Source organism: Micromonospora sediminimaris, from assembly GCF_016863575.1.
Classification (GTDB): Bacteria; Actinomycetota; Actinomycetes; order Mycobacteriales; family Micromonosporaceae; genus Micromonospora; species Micromonospora sediminimaris.
Window position 1 is genome coordinate 52316 of record NZ_BOPD01000035.1, and the last position, 16602, is coordinate 68917.

The 16602-nt window shown below is 71.5% G+C and carries 16 protein-coding genes and 2 tRNA genes; 13 read left to right on the forward strand and 5 right to left on the reverse strand.

The features are described 5' to 3' along the window. Positions 1-207: 207 nt before the first annotated feature. Both Vse01_RS24360 and Vse01_RS24365 read left to right on the forward strand, forming a co-directional pair. On the forward strand, positions 208-1239 hold the full coding sequence (locus tag Vse01_RS24360; RefSeq protein ID WP_093401755.1) for a 3-isopropylmalate dehydrogenase: 1032 nt from the start codon (positions 208-210) through the stop codon (positions 1237-1239). Between the two features lie 195 nt (positions 1240-1434). Beyond that, complete coding sequence (locus Vse01_RS24365; protein ID WP_093401754.1) at positions 1435-2535, forward strand: branched-chain amino acid aminotransferase; 1101 nt, start codon at positions 1435-1437, stop codon at positions 2533-2535. Positions 2536-2636: 101 nt separating this feature from the next. On the opposite strand, the gene Vse01_RS24370 is transcribed toward Vse01_RS24365, so the two are convergent. Both Vse01_RS24370 and Vse01_RS24375 read right to left on the reverse strand, forming a co-directional pair. Next, positions 2637-3377: a tyrosine-protein phosphatase gene (locus Vse01_RS24370; protein WP_093401753.1), complete on the reverse strand. Its 741-nt coding sequence runs from the start codon at positions 3375-3377 to the stop codon at positions 2637-2639. Between the two features lie 59 nt (positions 3378-3436). Then, positions 3437-3898: a PRC-barrel domain-containing protein gene (locus tag Vse01_RS24375; RefSeq protein WP_093401752.1), complete on the reverse strand. Its 462-nt coding sequence runs from the start codon at positions 3896-3898 to the stop codon at positions 3437-3439. 309 nt (positions 3899-4207) lie between these two features. Here Vse01_RS24375 and cimA point away from each other — a divergent pair, with 309 nt between their 5' ends. Beyond that, positions 4208-5791 carry a citramalate synthase gene (gene cimA, locus Vse01_RS24380; RefSeq protein ID WP_093401751.1) on the forward strand — a complete coding sequence of 528 codons (1584 nt, stop codon included), beginning with the start codon at positions 4208-4210 and terminating at the stop codon, positions 5789-5791. Between the two features lie 28 nt (positions 5792-5819). Here cimA and Vse01_RS24385 read toward each other — a convergent pair whose 3' ends face one another. Next, the gene (locus tag Vse01_RS24385; RefSeq protein ID WP_373870712.1) at positions 5820-6809 is read right to left on the reverse strand and encodes an endonuclease/exonuclease/phosphatase family protein; all 990 of its coding nucleotides are present in this window, start codon (positions 6807-6809) and stop codon (positions 5820-5822) included. 412 nt (positions 6810-7221) lie between these two features. Here Vse01_RS24385 and Vse01_RS24390 point away from each other — a divergent pair, with 412 nt between their 5' ends. The 7 genes from Vse01_RS24390 (at position 7222) to arfB (ending at position 12749) form a co-directional block, all read left to right on the forward strand. Further along, complete coding sequence (locus tag Vse01_RS24390) at positions 7222-7719, forward strand: hypothetical protein (RefSeq protein WP_093401750.1); 498 nt, start codon at positions 7222-7224, stop codon at positions 7717-7719. A 192-nt stretch (positions 7720-7911) separates the two neighbouring features. Next, positions 7912-8961 carry an AAA family ATPase gene (locus Vse01_RS24395; protein ID WP_093401749.1) on the forward strand — a complete coding sequence of 350 codons (1050 nt, stop codon included), beginning with the start codon at positions 7912-7914 and terminating at the stop codon, positions 8959-8961. A gap of 26 nt (positions 8962-8987) precedes the next feature. After that, positions 8988-9965, forward strand: a complete 978-nt coding sequence (locus tag Vse01_RS24400) for a DUF58 domain-containing protein (protein WP_373870713.1) — start codon at positions 8988-8990, stop codon at positions 9963-9965. Continuing rightward, entirely contained in the window at positions 9962-10921 is a 960-nt protein-coding gene (locus Vse01_RS24405; RefSeq protein ID WP_093401747.1) for a VWA domain-containing protein, read from the forward strand. The genes Vse01_RS24400 and Vse01_RS24405 overlap by 4 nt, the downstream gene beginning before the upstream one ends. Positions 10922-10981: 60 nt before the next feature. Continuing rightward, positions 10982-11845, forward strand: a complete 864-nt coding sequence (locus Vse01_RS24410) for a S1C family serine protease (RefSeq protein ID WP_093401746.1) — start codon at positions 10982-10984, stop codon at positions 11843-11845. Between the two features lie 108 nt (positions 11846-11953). Next, positions 11954-12247, forward strand: a complete 294-nt coding sequence (locus Vse01_RS24415) for a hypothetical protein (protein ID WP_093401745.1) — start codon at positions 11954-11956, stop codon at positions 12245-12247. 76 nt (positions 12248-12323) lie between these two features. Continuing rightward, a complete protein-coding gene (arfB, locus tag Vse01_RS24420) occupies positions 12324-12749 on the forward strand; it encodes an alternative ribosome rescue aminoacyl-tRNA hydrolase ArfB (RefSeq protein ID WP_093401744.1) in 426 nt (141 codons plus the stop codon). Positions 12750-12751: 2 nt separating this feature from the next. Here arfB and Vse01_RS24425 read toward each other — a convergent pair whose 3' ends face one another. Together Vse01_RS24425 and Vse01_RS24430 are read right to left on the reverse strand one after the other, a co-directional pair. Beyond that, on the reverse strand, positions 12752-13624 hold the full coding sequence (locus tag Vse01_RS24425) for a 3-methyladenine DNA glycosylase (protein WP_170863308.1): 873 nt from the start codon (positions 13622-13624) through the stop codon (positions 12752-12754). Positions 13625-13740: 116 nt separating this feature from the next. Then, complete coding sequence (locus tag Vse01_RS24430; protein ID WP_093401743.1) at positions 13741-15051, reverse strand: hypothetical protein; 1311 nt, start codon at positions 15049-15051, stop codon at positions 13741-13743. Positions 15052-15184: 133 nt separating this feature from the next. On the opposite strand from Vse01_RS24430, the gene Vse01_RS24435 reads away from it, so the two are divergent. The 3 genes from Vse01_RS24435 (at position 15185) to Vse01_RS24445 (ending at position 16367) form a co-directional block, all read left to right on the forward strand. After that, entirely contained in the window at positions 15185-15988 is an 804-nt protein-coding gene (locus Vse01_RS24435; protein WP_093401742.1) for a fumarylacetoacetate hydrolase family protein, read from the forward strand. Positions 15989-16084: 96 nt separating this feature from the next. Continuing rightward, positions 16085-16156, forward strand: a tRNA-Gln gene (locus Vse01_RS24440). 138 nt (positions 16157-16294) lie between these two features. Further along, positions 16295-16367 (forward strand) — tRNA-Glu (locus Vse01_RS24445). The last annotated feature ends 235 nt before the right edge of the window (positions 16368-16602 follow it).

Genomic DNA, 16602 nt, shown 5'->3' on the forward strand with positions numbered 1-16602 from the left:
TCCCCTCCTCGGCGGGTGCCGCCCCGTCGCAGCGCTCGCCCGGGCCCCAGCCCGTCACGCTCACGCTAGGCAGCGGAGATGACCGAGCCATGAATGCCGCCTGGGAAGCTGCTGTGCGTCACCGAATTCCCGAAAGATGGAACACTCGTACCGGGGGGCGGGACGGCGGCGTACCGTCGAGCCATTCGAGCTAAGGAGCTGACGGACGTGGCACGGATCGCGGTGGTGGCCGGGGACGGTATCGGCCCCGAGGTGGTCGCGGAGGCTCGCAAGGTCGTCGACGCGGTGCTGCCCGGTGTCGAGGTGACCGAGTACGACCTCGGTGCGGCACGTTACCACCGCACCGGCGAGGTCCTGCCCGACTCGGTGCTCGACGAGTTGGCCGGGCACGACGCGATTCTGCTCGGCGCGGTCGGCGATCCGACCGTGCCGCCCGGCGTGCTGGAGCGGGGTCTGCTGCTCAAGCTGCGCTTCGCCTTCGACCAGTACGTCAACCTGCGCCCGTCGCGGCTCTGGCCGGGCGTGACCAGCCCGCTCGCGGCGGTCAAGCCGGGCGAGGTCGACCTGGTGGTCGTCCGGGAGGGCACCGAGGGTCTGTACGCCGGCGCTGGCGGCTCGCTGCACCGGGGCACTCCGGCCGAGATCGCCACCGAGGAGAGCCTGAACACCCGGCACGGTGTGGAGCGGGTGATCCGGGATGCCTTCGCTCGCGCGGCCCGGCGCGAGCGGCGCAAGGTGACGTTGGTGCACAAGACGAACGTGCTGACCCACGCCGGCTCGCTGTGGTCGCGCACCTTCGACGCGGTCGCCGCCGAGCACCCGGACATCGCCACCGAGTACCAGCACGTCGACGCCGCGGCGATGTTCCTGGTCACCCAGCCGCAGCGGTACGACGTCGTGGTCACCGACAACCTCTTCGGCGACATCCTCACCGACATCGCCGCCGCCGTCACCGGCGGCATCGGGTTGGCGGCCAGCGGCTCCATCAACCCCGACGGGGCGTACCCGTCGATGTTCGAGCCGGTGCACGGCTCCGCGCCGGACATCGCCGGTCGCGGCGTCGCCGACCCGGTCGCCGCTGTGCTCTCGGCGGCCCTGCTGCTCGACCAGCTCGGGCACGCCGACGCCGCTGCCCGGATCACCGCCGCGGTCAGCGCGGAGCTGGCCGCCCGGAGTCCCGAGGTAACGGTACGTACCGCCGAGGTGGGCGACCGGATCGCGGCGCAGGCCGCCGGCTGAACCGGTCGCCGCCCACTGGCCGTCGACGCTCCGCCGGTCCGGCCGGGTAGGGAGCGGCGACCGCCACCGATGATGTGCCACCTGTCCACCGGTGGACCTATCCGCTGAACGACCGTTCGGGGTAGGTTTCTGGCACAAACAATGTTTCCGGCGTGCGGTCGGCGCATGCCGTCGTCCCCCAGGGAGGTCAGCGCGATGAGCGGTGGTGACAAGATCGACTTCGAGATCCGTCCGAACCCCGCACCGGTATCCGCCACCGACCGGGCTGCGCTGCTGGCAAACCCCGGGTTCGGCCGGGTGTTCACCGACCACATGGTCACCATCCGTTACGCCGACGGCAAGGGCTGGTACGACGCCCGGGTCGAGGCGCGCGCGCCGATCCCGATGGATCCCGCCAGTGCCGTGTTGCACTACGCGCAGGAAATCTTCGAGGGCATGAAGGCGTACCGGGCGGCCGACGGCGGAGTGACCATGTTCCGCCCGTACGCCAACGCGGCCCGGTTCAACACCTCCGCCGCCCGGATGGCCATGCCGGCGCTGCCGGAGCAGACCTTCGTGGACTCGCTGCACCGGCTGATCGAGATCGACCGGGAGTGGATTCCCGACGGCGATGACGGCGGCAGCCTCTACCTGCGGCCGTTCATGTTCGCCAGCGAGGTCTTCCTCGGCGTCCGCCCGGCCAACGAGTACCTCTACTCGGTGATCGCCTCACCCGTGGGGGCGTACTTCTCCGGCGGGGTCAAGCCGGTGACGGTCTGGGTCTCGCCCGACTACACCCGGGCGGCGCCCGGCGGCACCGGCGCGGCCAAGTGCGGCGGCAACTACGCCGCCTCGCTTGCCGCCCAGGCCGAGGCTCTCGAACACGGCTGCGACCAGGTGGTCTTCCTCGACGCCGTGGAGCGCCGGTTCGTCGACGAGCTGGGTGGCATGAACGTCTTCTTCGTCTACGACGACGGGTCGATCGCCACCCCGCCGCTGACCGGCACGATCCTGCCGGGCATCACCCGCGAGTCGGTGCTCACCCTGGCCGCGGCGGCCGGGCACCGGGTCGAGGAGCGACCGGTGACCTTCGACGAATGGCGGGCGGACGCCGCCAGCGGCCGGCTGCGCGAGGTCTTCGCCTGCGGTACGGCGGCGGTGATCACGCCGATCGGGCAGGTGCGCTTCCCGGACGGGGAGTTCGCCGTGGCCGGCGGGGAGCCGGGGAGCGTCACCATGGCGCTGCGCCAACAGCTCGTGGATCTTCAGCGGGGCAAGGCGGAGGACCCGCACGACTGGGTCCACCGCGTGTTCTGAGTGGTCTGTCGGGCCCCGTCGGCACGCCGAGCGTGGCGCGGGGCCCCTGCGCTGCGAGACCGTGCCCATGAAGCTCGCGCGGGCACGGTCTCGGCACAGCACTAGGCCAGCAGGTGGTCACGCAGGGCGGCAAGCTGTTCGTCGGTGACCCCGGCATGCCGCAGGTAGTCGTCGACCGAGCCGTGCCCCTCCCGGATCTCGGCAAGGAAGAGCAGCATCGTCTCGGCCGGTGAGGAGAGGTACGGCATGGGCAGCTCGGGCACCTCGGGATGGGCCGTGGCCACCCAGGCGGCGAAGCGCTGGGACGCCTCGGTGCTCAACGCGTAGTCCGCCGCGATCTCGGCGTCCTCGACGCCGAGCACCGCGAGGGTCAGGCCGCAGACGATGCCGGTGCGATCCTTGCCGGCGACGCAGTGCACCACCACCGGCGCGTTCGCGCTGTCGGCGATCAGGCCGATCGCCTCGGCGAGACCGGCGGTGCCGGTTCTGGCCAGGTCGGCGTACCGGTCGGCCAGGTAGCGGGCCAGGTCGGTGTCGGGCTGGTACGGCCGCTCCTCCCAGTGCGCGTGCTCCGGGTGGATGTGCCGGTAGGTGAGGCCGTCGAAGTCGGGAACCCGGCCGTATCGCTCGACCTCCTGCGGGCGGCGCAGGTCGACCACGGTCCGGACGCCGAGCGCGGCGAACGCCTCCCGGTCGGCCTCATCCATCCCGTGCAGCGAGTCGGAGCGGTAGAGCCTTCCGGTACGGACGGCCCGACCGTCCACGCCCCGGTAGCCGCCCACGTCCCGGAAGTTGAACATCCTGGTGAAGGGGATTCTGCGAGTCTGCTCAGTGGCGTCCATCCGGACACGGTAACGGCCGATGGAACAGCGTCCCACCGGCCGTCACGTTGTCGGGTGCCTTACCGCAGTGGGCCGCCGGGCGGGATTGCCGTGTACGTGTCGTTGTAGTAACCGCCGAGCTTGTCCCGGTAGGCCGGGTCGGTGGCCGTCTCGTCGTACTCCGGCGCTGCCTTGATCTGATCCTTGGTGCGGTCGACGAAGACCTTCTGCTCCTCGTGATCGACGTGGTTCACCGTGCCGGCCGGCAGCATGACCTTCTTACCGAAGATCCACGGCCCGGTGTCCACCACCAGGTAGCTGGCGTTGACCTCGGTGCTGTCACTGTCGATCTTGCCGATCGAGCCGTCGCTGGCCTCCACCTTGTAGCCGACCAGGTTTGCGCCGGCCACTCCGGCCTCGTCCCGGTAGCTCCAGGGGTCGAAGGCGCCGGCGGGGGTGCCGCCCGCGACGACGCTCTGGTCGACGGCGCGCAGCTCCGGGTCCGGTGTGGCGTTCGTGGTGTTCGGGTTGAGCCTGTCCATGGGATGTCTCCTGCCCCGGCCGTGGTGGGCCGTCTCGGAGGAAGGTGTTTCGTTGTCCCGAAAGCTCCTACCCCTGGACGGGCGGTCTACACCAGGAAAACCACCCGGCACAGGCGTCACCGGCTGTCCCGAGATGTGGATTGTGCCTCCCAAAAGCGACCCGGAGGTGGCAGAGTACCGATCGTGACCAGCACCGCCCGCATTATTGGCAACTAGCGCGCCGGCTTTCCCCTCGCCGAGCGCGCAGACCTCCCGCAGCCGCGGGGGGTCTTTTTGTTGCGCTGGCCGGTGCCTGACGAAGGGATCACCATGACGTTTCAGGTCTACGACACCACGCTGCGCGACGGCGCCCAGCGCGAGGGGCTCAGCTACTCGGTGGTCGACAAGCTCGCGGTGGCCCGGCTGCTCGACGAGTTCGGGGTCGGGTTCATCGAGGGCGGATGGCCGGGCGCGGTGCCGAAGGACACCGAGTTCTTCCGTCGGGCGCGCACCGAACTCGACCTCAGGCACGCGGTGCTTGTCGCGTTCGGCGCCACCCGGCGGGCCGGCGCGGTGGCCGCCGACGATCCGCAGGTGCGGGGTCTGCTCGACGCACAGACCCCGGCGATCGCCCTGGTCGCCAAGGCCGACCTGCGGCACGTCGAGCGTGCGTTGCGCACCACCGCCAAGGAGAACCTGGCGATGATCCACGACACGGTGTCCCACCTGGTCGCCGAGGGACGGCGGGTCTTCGTCGACGGCGAGCACAGCTTCGACGGCTACCGCCACGATCCCGCGTACACCGCGTCGGTGGTGGAGACCGCGCTCGCGGCGGGCGCCGAGCGGTTCGTGCTCTGCGACACCAACGGTGGAATGCTGCCGTCCCAGGTGACCGCCGCCATCGTCGACCTCACCGACCGGATCGGCGTCGCGCCGGAGCTGCTCGGCATGCACGCCCAGAACGACACCGCCTGCGCAGTGGCCAACACCATCGCCGCCGTCGAGACCGGGGTCCGGCACGTGCAGGGCACCGCCAACGGGTACGGCGAGCGGCCCGGCAACGCCGACATCTTCGCGGTCGTCGCGAACCTCCAACTCAAGCTCGGGCTGCCGGTCCTACCGGAGGGCTGCCTGGAGCAGATGGTGCGGGTCTCCCACGCCATCGCCGAGATCGCCAACATCGCCCCCGACACCCATCAGGCGTACGCCGGGGCTGCGGCCTTCGCCCACAAGGCGGGGCTGCACGCGAGCGCGATCAAGGTGGATCCGCTGCTCTACAACCACGTGGAGCCCGAGGTGGTCGGCAACGACATGCGGATCCTGGTCACCGAGATGGCCGGCCGGGCCAGCATCGAGCTGAAGAGTCGCGAGCTGGGGTTGGATCTGGCCGGCCATCCGGAGACCCTGTCCCGGGTCACCAACCGGGTCAAGGAACTGGAGGCCGGCGGATGGTCGTTCGAGGCCGCCGATGCCTCGTTCGAGCTGCTGGTCCGCTCCGAGCTGCCGGACGCCGCGCCGGTGCGGCCGTTCGCGCTGGAGTCGTACCGGGTGCTGGTCGAGCACCGCGAGGACGGCGCGGTCGTCTCCGAGGCTACCGTCAAGATCAGGGTACGCGGGGAACGGGTGATCGCCACGGCCGAGGGCAATGGGCCGGTGAACGCGTTGGACGAGGCCCTCCGCGTCGGCCTCGGCCGGCACTACCCGGAGTTGCGGGACTTCGAGTTGGCCGACTACAAGGTGCGGATCCTGGAGGGCAGTCACGGCACCGGCGCGGTGACCCGGGTACTGGTCGAGACGGCCGACGGGCGGGGCGGCGGTTGGACCACCGTCGGCGTACACCCCAATGTGGTCGAGGCGAGCTGGCACGCCCTGGTCGACGCGCTGACCTACGGGCTGGACCGCGCCCGGGTGTAGCCCGTGCTCGGCGTGGCCCGCGCCGCGCCTATCGGCGCTCGGCGGCGGGTAGCCGCAGCTCGGCGAGGACCATGCGGTGGTCGCTGCCGGGCAACGGGTGGACCGTCACGTCCCGCACGGCGATGCGACGGTCCACCAGCACGTGGTCGATCACCACGGGTGGGATGGGATCGCCGTCGTACGGACCCCAGGTGCCGGTGAGTCCGGCGCCGGCCGAGGCGGCGGCATCGACATAGCCGGTGTCGAGCAGGGCGCGCAGCGGACCGTGGTCGAGCGTGGCGTTGAAGTCCCCGGCGAGGATGCTCAACGGTCCGTCGGGGGTGGCCGCCGGCTGGGCGGCCAGGTCGGCGCGCCAGGAGTCCACCTGATCGATCGCGTACGGGGCCGCCGGGTGCGCCGACTCGACGCGTACCGGGGGTGCGCCGGGCACCGTGACGGTCGCGTACGCCTGCGTGAAGCCCCAGGCGCCGCGTAGCTGGCGGATGCCGCCGTCGCTGAGCGGGTGACGGGCGTAGAGCCCGGAGCCGGGGGTGCCGACGACCGGGTTGAGCTGCCGGTGCGCCAGCAACTCGTCGAGGCCGAGCCGGTCCAGCTCGGCTTCGGCCGCCGGCGTGAACTCCTGCACGAGCAGCAGGTCGACCTGCCGGGTGCGGATCAGCTCCACCACCGCCGCCGGGTCGGCGGCGCCGGCGAGCAGATTGGCGGTGAGCACCCGCACGGTCGGCCCGGCGGCGTTCGGCTGCGCAGCGGGTAGGGCGCGGGGCGCCACCAGCGCGACCAGGACCAGCGTGGTCAGCGCCGCGACGAACGCCGGGGCCCGGCGGCGCAGGGCGAGCGTGAGCACCAGCGGGGCCAGGCTCCCGAGCGTCACGTACGGCGTGAAGGCCAACGCCTGCACCAGCGGTCCCCGGTCCAGACCGATCGACCGCGCCAGCGCCCACCCTGCACCCGGCACGACGGCCAGCCAGCAGAGCAGGCTGGCACCCGACGGCCGCCAGGCCCGGCGAGTGATCTCCACGGGACGCAGGTTACTGAACTTCGCCCGATGTGGACGCCCGGCGTCGCGGTACCCGGTCCGACCGCCCCCGCAAAGTATGCGCCAACGGCGTCCAGAATTGATTTCGCGAATTGTTCACGCCTTCACTTTTCGCGATTGCTGGCGTTGATCCGACAACTCGCCGACAGTATTTGCACTATTGACCCCCGGCATTTTTCGGTGCTAGGTTTCAGCTGCTCAGGAGGCCGCGTTCTGGCAAGAATCCCCAGCTCAGGGCGCATCACGGTCGGCGAGCGGGATACGTCTGCGGGTGCGCTCCCGGACGGGGTGTGCAGGCGGTGAGCGCTCATTGCCGCCCGACTCGAAAAGGCAACAACCGCCCCGTGTGGCACGGGTCGGCCGTATCTCCACGCCTGAAAAAGGGAGACCCGTCATGACCAGATTATTCCGACGTAAGACGGCTGCGGTGGCGATCGCGGCACTGGCGCTCGCCCTGGCCGGCGGCGGCATCGCGGTGGCGAAGCCGACCGCCGAGTCTGCCCAGCCCACCGCCCGCACCGCCCAGCAGCCGGCCGTCACCACGGCCTCGCTCAACAGCGCGAAGGCCACCCTCGCCAAGGGTGACGGGATGAGCGCCCAGGCCGTCAGCGGCTTCTACGCCACGGCGGTCAACGCCAACGGCACCAAGGCCCGCGGTGCCGGCGTCGTCATCAAGTACGGCGTCGGGGAGTACGAGGTGCAGTTCGGCAGCAACGTCACCAACGGCATCTACGTGGCGACGATCGGCCGGCCGGACTCGTGCTGCATCCCGCCCGCCGGTGAGATCTCGGTCGCGCGGCGGCTGCTCACCCCGAACGCGGTCTTCATCCAGACCCGCGACTCCGCGGGTGTCCCCGCCGACCTGCCGTTCTACCTCCTCGTGCACCGCTGAACCGTCCACTGTCACCGGCCTCCGTCACTCGACGGAGGCCGGTGTCGTGCCGGGCCCGGCGGGTGCGGTGTGGTGGCTCTCCAGCGAACGGCCGGAGGTGCTGTCCGGTAACGGTGCCGATCGCCTGGTCTGGGCAGCCGAGGGCCGGAAATTCCGACGTTTGTCCGCCGGTCGGCTCGGGAAGCAAGCACCGTGACGGACATCTCGGACACCATGGCCAGCCTGCCCACCCCGGCCGATCCGGACGCGACCGCGGCGCAGTTGGACCAGACGCTCTTCGAGGTCAAACGCGTGATCGTCGGGCAGGATCGGCTCGTCGAACGCCTTCTGGTCGCGCTACTGGCCGACGGGCACTGCCTGTTGGAGGGCGTGCCGGGGGTGGCCAAGACCCTGGCCGCGCAGACCCTCGCGACGGTGGTCGGTGGCAGCTTCTCCCGCATCCAGTTCACCCCTGACCTCGTACCCTCCGACATCGTCGGCACCCGGATCTACCGCGCCTCGAAGGAGAGCTTCGACGTCGAGCTGGGCCCGGTGATGGCGAACCTGGTGCTGGCGGACGAGATCAACCGAGCGCCGGCGAAGGTGCAGTCGGCGTTGCTGGAGGCGATGGCCGAGCGTCAGGTTTCGATCGGCGGGCGCAGCCACCCGGTACCGGTGCCGTTCCTGGTGCTGGCCACCCAGAACCCCATCGAATCGGAAGGGGTCTACCAACTGCCGGAGGCGCAGCGGGACCGCTTCCTCATGAAGATCGTCGTCGACTACCCGGACATCGCCGACGAGTTGGCGATTCTCTACCGGATGAGCGCCGACCGTCCCCGGGCGCACCGGGTGCTCGACCCGGACCGGTTGCGCGATTTCCAGCATCAGGCCAGGCAGGTGTTCGTCCATCACGCCATCGCCGAGTACGTGGTCCGGCTCATCCTCGCCACTCGTGATCCGGGCCGGTTCGGGTTGCCGGAGGTGGCCGGGCTGCTCGCCTACGGTGCCAGTCCACGCGCCACCCTCGGCCTGGTCTCGGCCGCCCGCGCCCAGGCCCTGCTCCGGGGGCGGGGCTACGTCCTCCCCGACGACGTCCGGGAACTCGCCGTGGACGTGCTGGCCCACCGGCTGGTGCTCTCCTTCGACGCGGTCGCCGACGGGGTCAGCGCCGAATGGGTCGTCCATCGGCTGGTCGAGGCGGTTCCGCCGCCCCAGGTGGCCACCGCCAGGCCGGAGTACGCGACTGACCTGGCAGCCGCCTGATGGGCCGCCGGAACCCCACGCCGCCCGTGGCGGCGGATCCGATGCTCGCCGACCTCACTCCGGGCCAGCGGTTGCGGCGGCTGGAACTCACTGTGACCCGGCGCCTCGACGGCCTGCTGCACGGCGAGCGACATGGTCTGCTGCCCGGCCCGGGCAGCGAACCGGCGGGCAGTCGCGAGTACCGACCAGGCGAGGACGAGGTGCGCCGGATGGACTGGTCGGTGACGGCCCGCACCGCCGTTCCGCACGTGCGGGAAGTGGACGCCGACCGGGAGTTGACCACCTGGCTGCTGGTCGACGCCAGCCCCAGCATGGAGTACGGCACCGCCGAGTTGGACAAGCGCGAACTGGCGGTGGCCGCGGTCGCCACCATCGGCTTCCTCACCGCCGGACCGGGCAACCGGCTCGGTGCGCAGGTGCTCACCCCCCACGGGCTGCACCGGGTGCCGGCCCGCGGCGGGCGTACCCACCTGTTGGGGCTGTTGCGCGCGTTGCTGGCCGCGCCCCGGGCCGGCGACCACCCGGACCCCGCGCCCGTCGCTGGGCTGGCTGACGCGCTGGCCGAGGTGCGCCGGGTCGCCCACCGGCGTGGTCTGGTGGTGGTGGTCTCCGACTTCCTCGACGGCCTGCCCGACGATGCGCGGCTGCCGGCCCGGTGGGAGCGTCCGCTACGTCGGCTCACGGTGCGCCACCAGGTGCTCGCGGTCGAGGTCACCGACCCCCGCGAGTGGGAACTGCCGGACGTCGGTCTGATCACCCTGGTCGACCCGGAGACCGGCGAGCACCGCGAGGTGTGGACCGGCGACCGCCACCTGCGTGAGCGTTACGCGGCGGCGGCTGCCGCCCAGCGGGAACAGGTCCGGCACGCCCTGCGCCGGGCCGGTGCGACCCATCTGGCGCTGCGTACCGACCGGGACTGGACCGTCGACATCGTTCGGCACGTGCACGCGCAGCGCCGGCTGGCGTCCGCAGCGGCCCCGGCACGCCGGGGAGGTGCGGCGTGATCTGGCAGTCACCCGTCCGGCTCTGGCTGCTGCTCGGCGTTCTCGCACTGGCGGCGGCGTACCTGGTGGCCCAGCGGCGGCGCAGCCGGTACGCGGTCCGCTTCACCAATCTGCGATTGCTCGACCGGGTCGCACCCCGGCGTCCGACCTGGCGTCGACACCTGCCGGCCGGCCTCTTCCTGGCGATGCTGGCCCTGCTTGTGGTCGGATTCGCCCGTCCCACCGCCGAGGTCCGGGTGCCCCGGGAACGCGCCACCGTGATGGTGGCGGTGGACGTCTCCACCTCGATGCTCGCCGGTGACGTCGAGCCGGACCGGCTCAGCGCGGCGAAGGGTGCCGCCCGGCGGTTCGCCGACGGCCTGCCCCGGGAGTTCAACGTGGGGCTTGTCGCGTTCGCCGGCAGCGCGGCGGTGCTGGTGCCACCGGGCACCGACCGGGAAGCGCTGCACGACGGGATCGAACGGCTGGCCGAGGGGGCGACGGGTGTGCAGGGCACCGCGATCGGCGAGGCGATCAGCACCTCGCTGGGCGCCGTGAAGGCACTGGACGACAAGGCCGCGACCGAGCCGCCGCCGGCCCGGATCATCCTGCTCTCCGACGGGGCGAACACCTCGGGCATGGATCCGGTGGAGGCCGCCGCCGAGGCGGTGGCCCTCGACGTACCGGTGCACAGCATCTCGTTCGGTACCCCGGGCGGCTTCGTCGACCGGGGTGGGCGGCCGATCCAGGTGCCGGTGGACGGGGAGACATTGCGGGCCGTGGCCGAGCAGACCGGGGGCGGCTTCCACGAGGCCGGTACGAGCGCCGAACTGCGGGCCGTCTACGACGACATCGGCAGTTCGGTGGGTTGGCGCAAGGTGCGGCAGGACGTCTCGGCCCGGTTCATCGGGCTCGGGCTGGTCTTCGCGATGGGCGCGGCGGTCGGCTCGATGCGCTGGTTCTCCCGCCTGCCCTGAATCCGACCGCCCGATCCGCGACAGCGGCCACAGCAGGCCGCACACGTGAGGAGCGTACGTATGGCAGTGCAGACCGGACTGGGCGAGCCACGTGGGCCCTGGTTCGTCTCGCCCGATCTCGACCCGGACGGGCGGGGCGGGTCGGACGCGGCGTCGCAGAACCGGGAGCGGTTGCTCGGCGGCTGGCGCCGCAGACTGCTGGCCGGGCTGGCGATGGTGTCGATCTCTGCCGGGTCGGGGGCACTTGCCGGTGGTTGGGTGGCCGGCCGGGACGGTGTCACGGGACCGGCCGCCGCGTCCGCAGCCCCGGTCCCGGCGGAGTTGGTGACCGCCGCAGAGAAGACCGTGCCCGGCGTGGTGTCGGTGTTGGTGGGCGGCGGCACGAATGGCTCGGCGAGCGGTTCGGGCTTCGCGGTCGACGCCGAGCAGCACATCATCACCAACGACCACATCATCGCCAAGGGGCGGGGTGGCCCGGTGACCGTCGAACTGCCGGACGGCCGGCGGTTCGCGGCGGAGGTGGTGGGCCGGGAGCCGGACAGTGATCTCGCGGTGCTCAAGGTGCCGGCGTCGGCCGGCCTCACGTCGCTGCCATTGGCCAAGCCGGGTTCGACCCGGGTCGGTGAGCCGGTGTTGGCGGTCGGGTCGCCACTGGGGCTGCCCGGCACGGTCACCGCCGGCATCGTCAGCGCGTTGGACCGCCAGGTGCGTCTCGGCGACAACCGGCACCGGGCGGTGCAGACCGATGCTTCGATCAACCCCGGCAACTCGGGCGGACCACTTGTCAATGCCCGGGGTGAGGTGGTCGGAGTGAACACCGCGATCGCGACCATCGACGGCAACGGTTCCATCGGTATCGGGTTCGCCATCCCGATCGAGCAGGTGCAGCAGACCGCTGACACGATCATCGGAAAGGGGGGATAGCTACAGATAGTCACTGTCCGATTACGGGGAGATCGGGGCAACTGTCGGATTCCGGCGGTCGATGATCGGAGAATGGAAATATTACGCTCAGTATGAATACTGGCGTGGGTGGAGCGTCCTCTCATCGCGGCCCTCCTGCTGGTGGGCCTCATCATCGGAAGTGGCGTCGGGTCGTCGTACGCGCGCGCCCGGCGGGGCTGGAACGACTACCAGGCGGCGAAGAAGACCGTGCCCGGAGCGCGTCGCGCCGCCTGGATGCTGATCAAAGTCGTCACCACGAAGGTCGGCGTCATCGCCCTGCTTCTGGTCGGAGCGGTCGCGTACGCCGCCGCCGGTGGCAGCGACGACCCGGCACCGGTGCCGACGCCGAGCAGCAGCGCGGACGAGCGACCCGCCCGCTGACCCCGGGCCCTGAGGCTGGCGGTGCGCTCGCGGCGTTGGTGCGAACGCGTCCCGCACGCCGCGCTAGCCTCAGGGCGTGGACGACGGACTGCGGGTGACCGACCGCTGGGTGGTTCCCGCCGGTGAACTGCGCGAGCGGTTCTCCAGGTCCTCCGGGCCGGGCGGGCAGGGCGTCAACACCGCCGACTCCCGGGTCGAGCTGAGCTTCGACCTGGCCGGCTCACCGAGCATTCCCGATTCGCTGCGCACCCGGGCCCTGGACCGGCTCGCCGGACGGCTGGTCGACGGCGTGCTGACGATCGCCGCCAGCGAGCACCGGGCCCAGTTGGCCAACCGGGAAGCGGCCCGGGAGCGCCTGGTGTCGTTGTTGCGCGAGGCGGTCGCCCCACCACCGCCACCACGCCGTCCGACCCGCCCGTCGCGGGCGGCCAAGGAACGGCGGCTGGCCGAGAAGAAGCGTCGCGGACAACGCAAGCGCGACCGGCGGGTCGACGGCGAGTAGTCCTACGAAGCGCGGTCGAGCAACGTCGAGCAGACCTCGATCAGTCGGGCCCGCAACTGGCCGGCCCGTCGCGCGAACTCCCGTTGCCGCGCCACGTACTCGGCCTTGCCCTCCGGCGTCTCGATGGCCACCGGCGGTTGACCGTACGAGGAGAAGTCGTACGGCGACGCCTGCATGTCGAGCAGCCGAATGTCGCCGGCCAGCTCGAAGCAGTCGAGTGCCAGCTCGCCGGGGACGGCCGGGCCCAGCTTGGTGGCCCACTTGTGGCAGTCCATGGAGGCGTGCAGACAGCCCGGCTGGTCGAGGTCTACCTGACTGGCCCGGGTCGGTCGGAGGTGGTTGCGCTCGACCGCGTCGGGGGTGAAGAAGCGGTACGCGTCGAAGTGTGTGCACCGGATCTGGTGCGCCTCGACCACCGCGTCGGTGCCCTGCTGGCCGAGCCGAAGGGGAAGCGGGTGGCGGTGCTCACGCTGGCGGTACACCATCGCCCACTCATGCAGCCCGAAACAGCCGGTGAAGGCCGGGCGGGACGTGATCGCGGTCAGCAGCCGGTGGATGAACCGCACCGAGTCGCTCCGGTCGGCGAGGAACGCGTCGACGTCGAGCCGCACCGTGCCGTCCGGGTCGGTCGCGTACCAGCGCCACGAGTGGTGTGGTGCCGGGCCCTCCGGGCCGGCTTCCAGCCGGACACCGACACCGGGGTGCCACCGGCGTAGCACCGACGGCCGGGTGCCGTAGTAGTCGTACAGAAAATCATCGATGGCGTGGCGTTGCCCGGTGGCCCGCCGGGCCCGGTGGCCGGCGGTCAGCGAGTCGGCGCGCCGTTCGTGACCGGTCAGCAGAGGCTGCCAGACGGCGGCGGGGAGGCTGGTCACCTGCCGCCCGACCGGCGCGTGGGCCCGCCCGCCGACCGCACCGACGGCGGCGGGCGTGGCGGGGGCGGGCACGGCGGTCACGGCACCAAGGGTACGACCGCGGTCCGGTGTCCGGGTCAGGGCACGTCGACCCGGACACCGGCGGAGAAGACGCCGCTGCGCAGCTCCAGCCGCTGCGGCGCCTCCCGCCCGTTGATCGTGAAGACCAGCGGCAGCACCACCCGGCTGCCGGCAGCCACCGGGTCGGCGAACACGTCGCGTCCCTGGTTCGCCCGGCGGGTGGCCGGCTCGTCGGTGGTGACCCAGTTGCCGTTCGCCAGGTACGCCCGCTGCAACTTCCCGTGCCAGCTCTGATGCTCCGGGGTGAGGTTGCGGACCCCGACGGTCGCCTGACACTGCCGTGCGCCCCGGCCCGGTTCGCAGGTCATCCGGTACACGGTGAACTCGAACGCGTCCTCGCGCAGCGGCATACCCAGGCTCCCGGCGACCCCGGTGCCCTTCCAGGCGCCGCTGGTCGGCTGACCGTCCGTGTCGATCGCGGTGACCCGGCGGGTGGCGGACCACGCGGCGGCGCCGACCGTGCCGGCCAGCACGATCGCGGCCACCGGCACCACGATCCAGACCGGTGGCTTGCGGCGCCGGGCCGGCGGTCGGGGAGCGGCCGGGCGCGGATAGATGGTGCCCGGCCCGTCCGAGGCCAGTGCCGCGGCCACCGGCCGTCGGCGGCGTCGCCAGGTGAGCAGTGCCACCACGCCCAGCACCAGCAGCGCGGCCCCGGCGGCCAGTAGCGCGGGTGCCTGCCGACGCCAGCCCGTGGCCTCCTGCGACTGCGACGCCGCCATCCCCGGCGCCGTCCAGGTGGCGCTCGCGCAATCGTACGGCTGCCGGCCGTCGCTGGCGAAGGCGCACGTCGGTGCGGTCACCGGCTGTCGGGATCCGGTCGTGGTGAGCGTGGTGCCCAGCGTGGTGGTGCTGTCCGGCGGCAGCTTCAACCGCCAGGTCACCTCGGTGGCCGGCGACCCGCCGGGGCGTAGCACCCGACCTCCGTCGCTGACCGTCGTCGCCGAGACGCCCTCGGGGAGTTCCTGACGGACGGTCGTCTCCACCGGGGTCTTGCCGGCGTTACGGACCTCGATCCGGTACCCGGGCGCGGCGCTGCGCTCCGGTGCGACCCGTACGCTCACCTTCGGCCTGGCGGCCGGCGAAACCACCCGGGTCGGCGTCGGTACCGCTGGTGGTGCCGCCGGCATGCTGGGGTCGGGTGCGGCCGCTGCGGGCTGGAGCCGCCCGGCCGGTGCAGCGTGCGGGGCGGTGGCCGCCGGTGCGTCCGGAGCGGTGGCGGTCGGCAGCACCGGCAGCGCGGTCAGCAGACCGACGCAGTGCACGATCGCGGCGAGGGTCTTGTGGTGTCGTGTCGATGCAGGCATACGAACGAACCTCCGCAGCCGACGCTAGGTGCGGGCGCGCGTCGTGCGGGTACGAAGCGGCGAATCCGGCCCCGGCGGTGGGCGGCGCGGGTAAGCTGCGGCGATCGTCCGCCGGCCGCACTACATTGGCCTGGTGCGTATCGCTCGTTTCGCTCATGCCAAGGGAATGTCGTTCGGCGTCGTCGAGGGAGAGCCGGAGGCGGGTCCGCAGGGGCTCACCATCGCCGAGATCTCCGGCCACCCGTTCGGCCAGATCACGTTCAGCGGGGTCCGCTGGGCGTTGTCCGACGTCCGGCTGCTCTCGCCGATCCTGCCCAGCAAGGTGGTCTGTGTCGGCCGCAACTACGCCGAGCACGCCGCCGAACACGGCGCGGAGGTGCCGAAGGAGCCGTTGTTGTTCCTGAAGCCGTCGACGTCGGTCATCGGTCCCCGGGACGCGATCCGGCTACCGGAGTTCAGCAAGCAGGTCGAGCACGAGGCCGAGCTGGCGGTGGTGATCGGCGCGCCGGGCGCCCGCCGGGCGGACCGGGCCGCGGCGGAGCGGGCCATCTTCGGCTACACCTGTGCCAACGACGTCACCGCTCGGGACCTCCAGCGCTCCGACAGCCAGTGGACCCGGGCCAAGGGGTTCGACTCGTTCTGCCCGATCGGGCCGTGGATCACCACCGGGCTGGACGTCACCGACCTGGAGATCCGCTGCGAGGTAGGTCGCGACCCGGAGGAGATAGAGGTACGGCAGCTGGGCCGTACCGGAGACATGGTCTTCGACGCGCCGGCTCTGGTGTCGTACGTCTCACACGTGATGACGCTGCTACCCGGCGACGTCGTGTTGACCGGTACTCCGGCGGGGGTTAGCCCGCTCGTCGACGGGGATACGGTGAGCGTCCGGATCGAGGGGATCGGTGAGCTTACGAACCCGGTCGTGTCGGCGGCCTGATCGCCGTTTTGGCAGCTCAGGCGCGGTTTGGGGAAGTCGATTTGGCCTGTCGGTGCCGGGAGGGTAGAGTTTGTTCCCGGCGCCGCAAGGGGCCAATGGGGTATGGGGTAATTGGCAGCCCGACTGATTCTGGTTCAGTTAGTCTAGGTTCGAGTCCTGGTACCCCAGCGCAGCCGAGATTCGTCACGAATCGAGGCCGCTGGATTCTGGTGGAGTTCGGCACCGATGCACCGCGAGGGGCTCCGGTAGCGAGATCTGGTAGAGTTCGGCGGCACCGCCCGAAAGGGTGGTGCCGCGATGTGTTCTGGCCCCGTCGTCTAGCGGCCCAGGACGCCGCCCTCTCAAGGCGGTAGCGCCGGTTCGAATCCGGTCGGGGCTACAGGTGTTCACGGCTCGTTCCGCTGCTGCGGAGCGGGCCGTTTCGCTTCTGCAAGCCGTTCCGCTTCAGTGGGGCAGCCTGATCGGCGTGATCCCGCCGACGCGCCACCCCCTGTCGGGCCGGCCGCGACGGCGCGGCTAGACTACTGCCGCACCGCCCACCAGGGCTGGTGAATCAGGAAAGTCCCTGGCCCCGTCGTCTAGCGGCCCAGGACGCCGCCCTCTCAAGGCGGTAG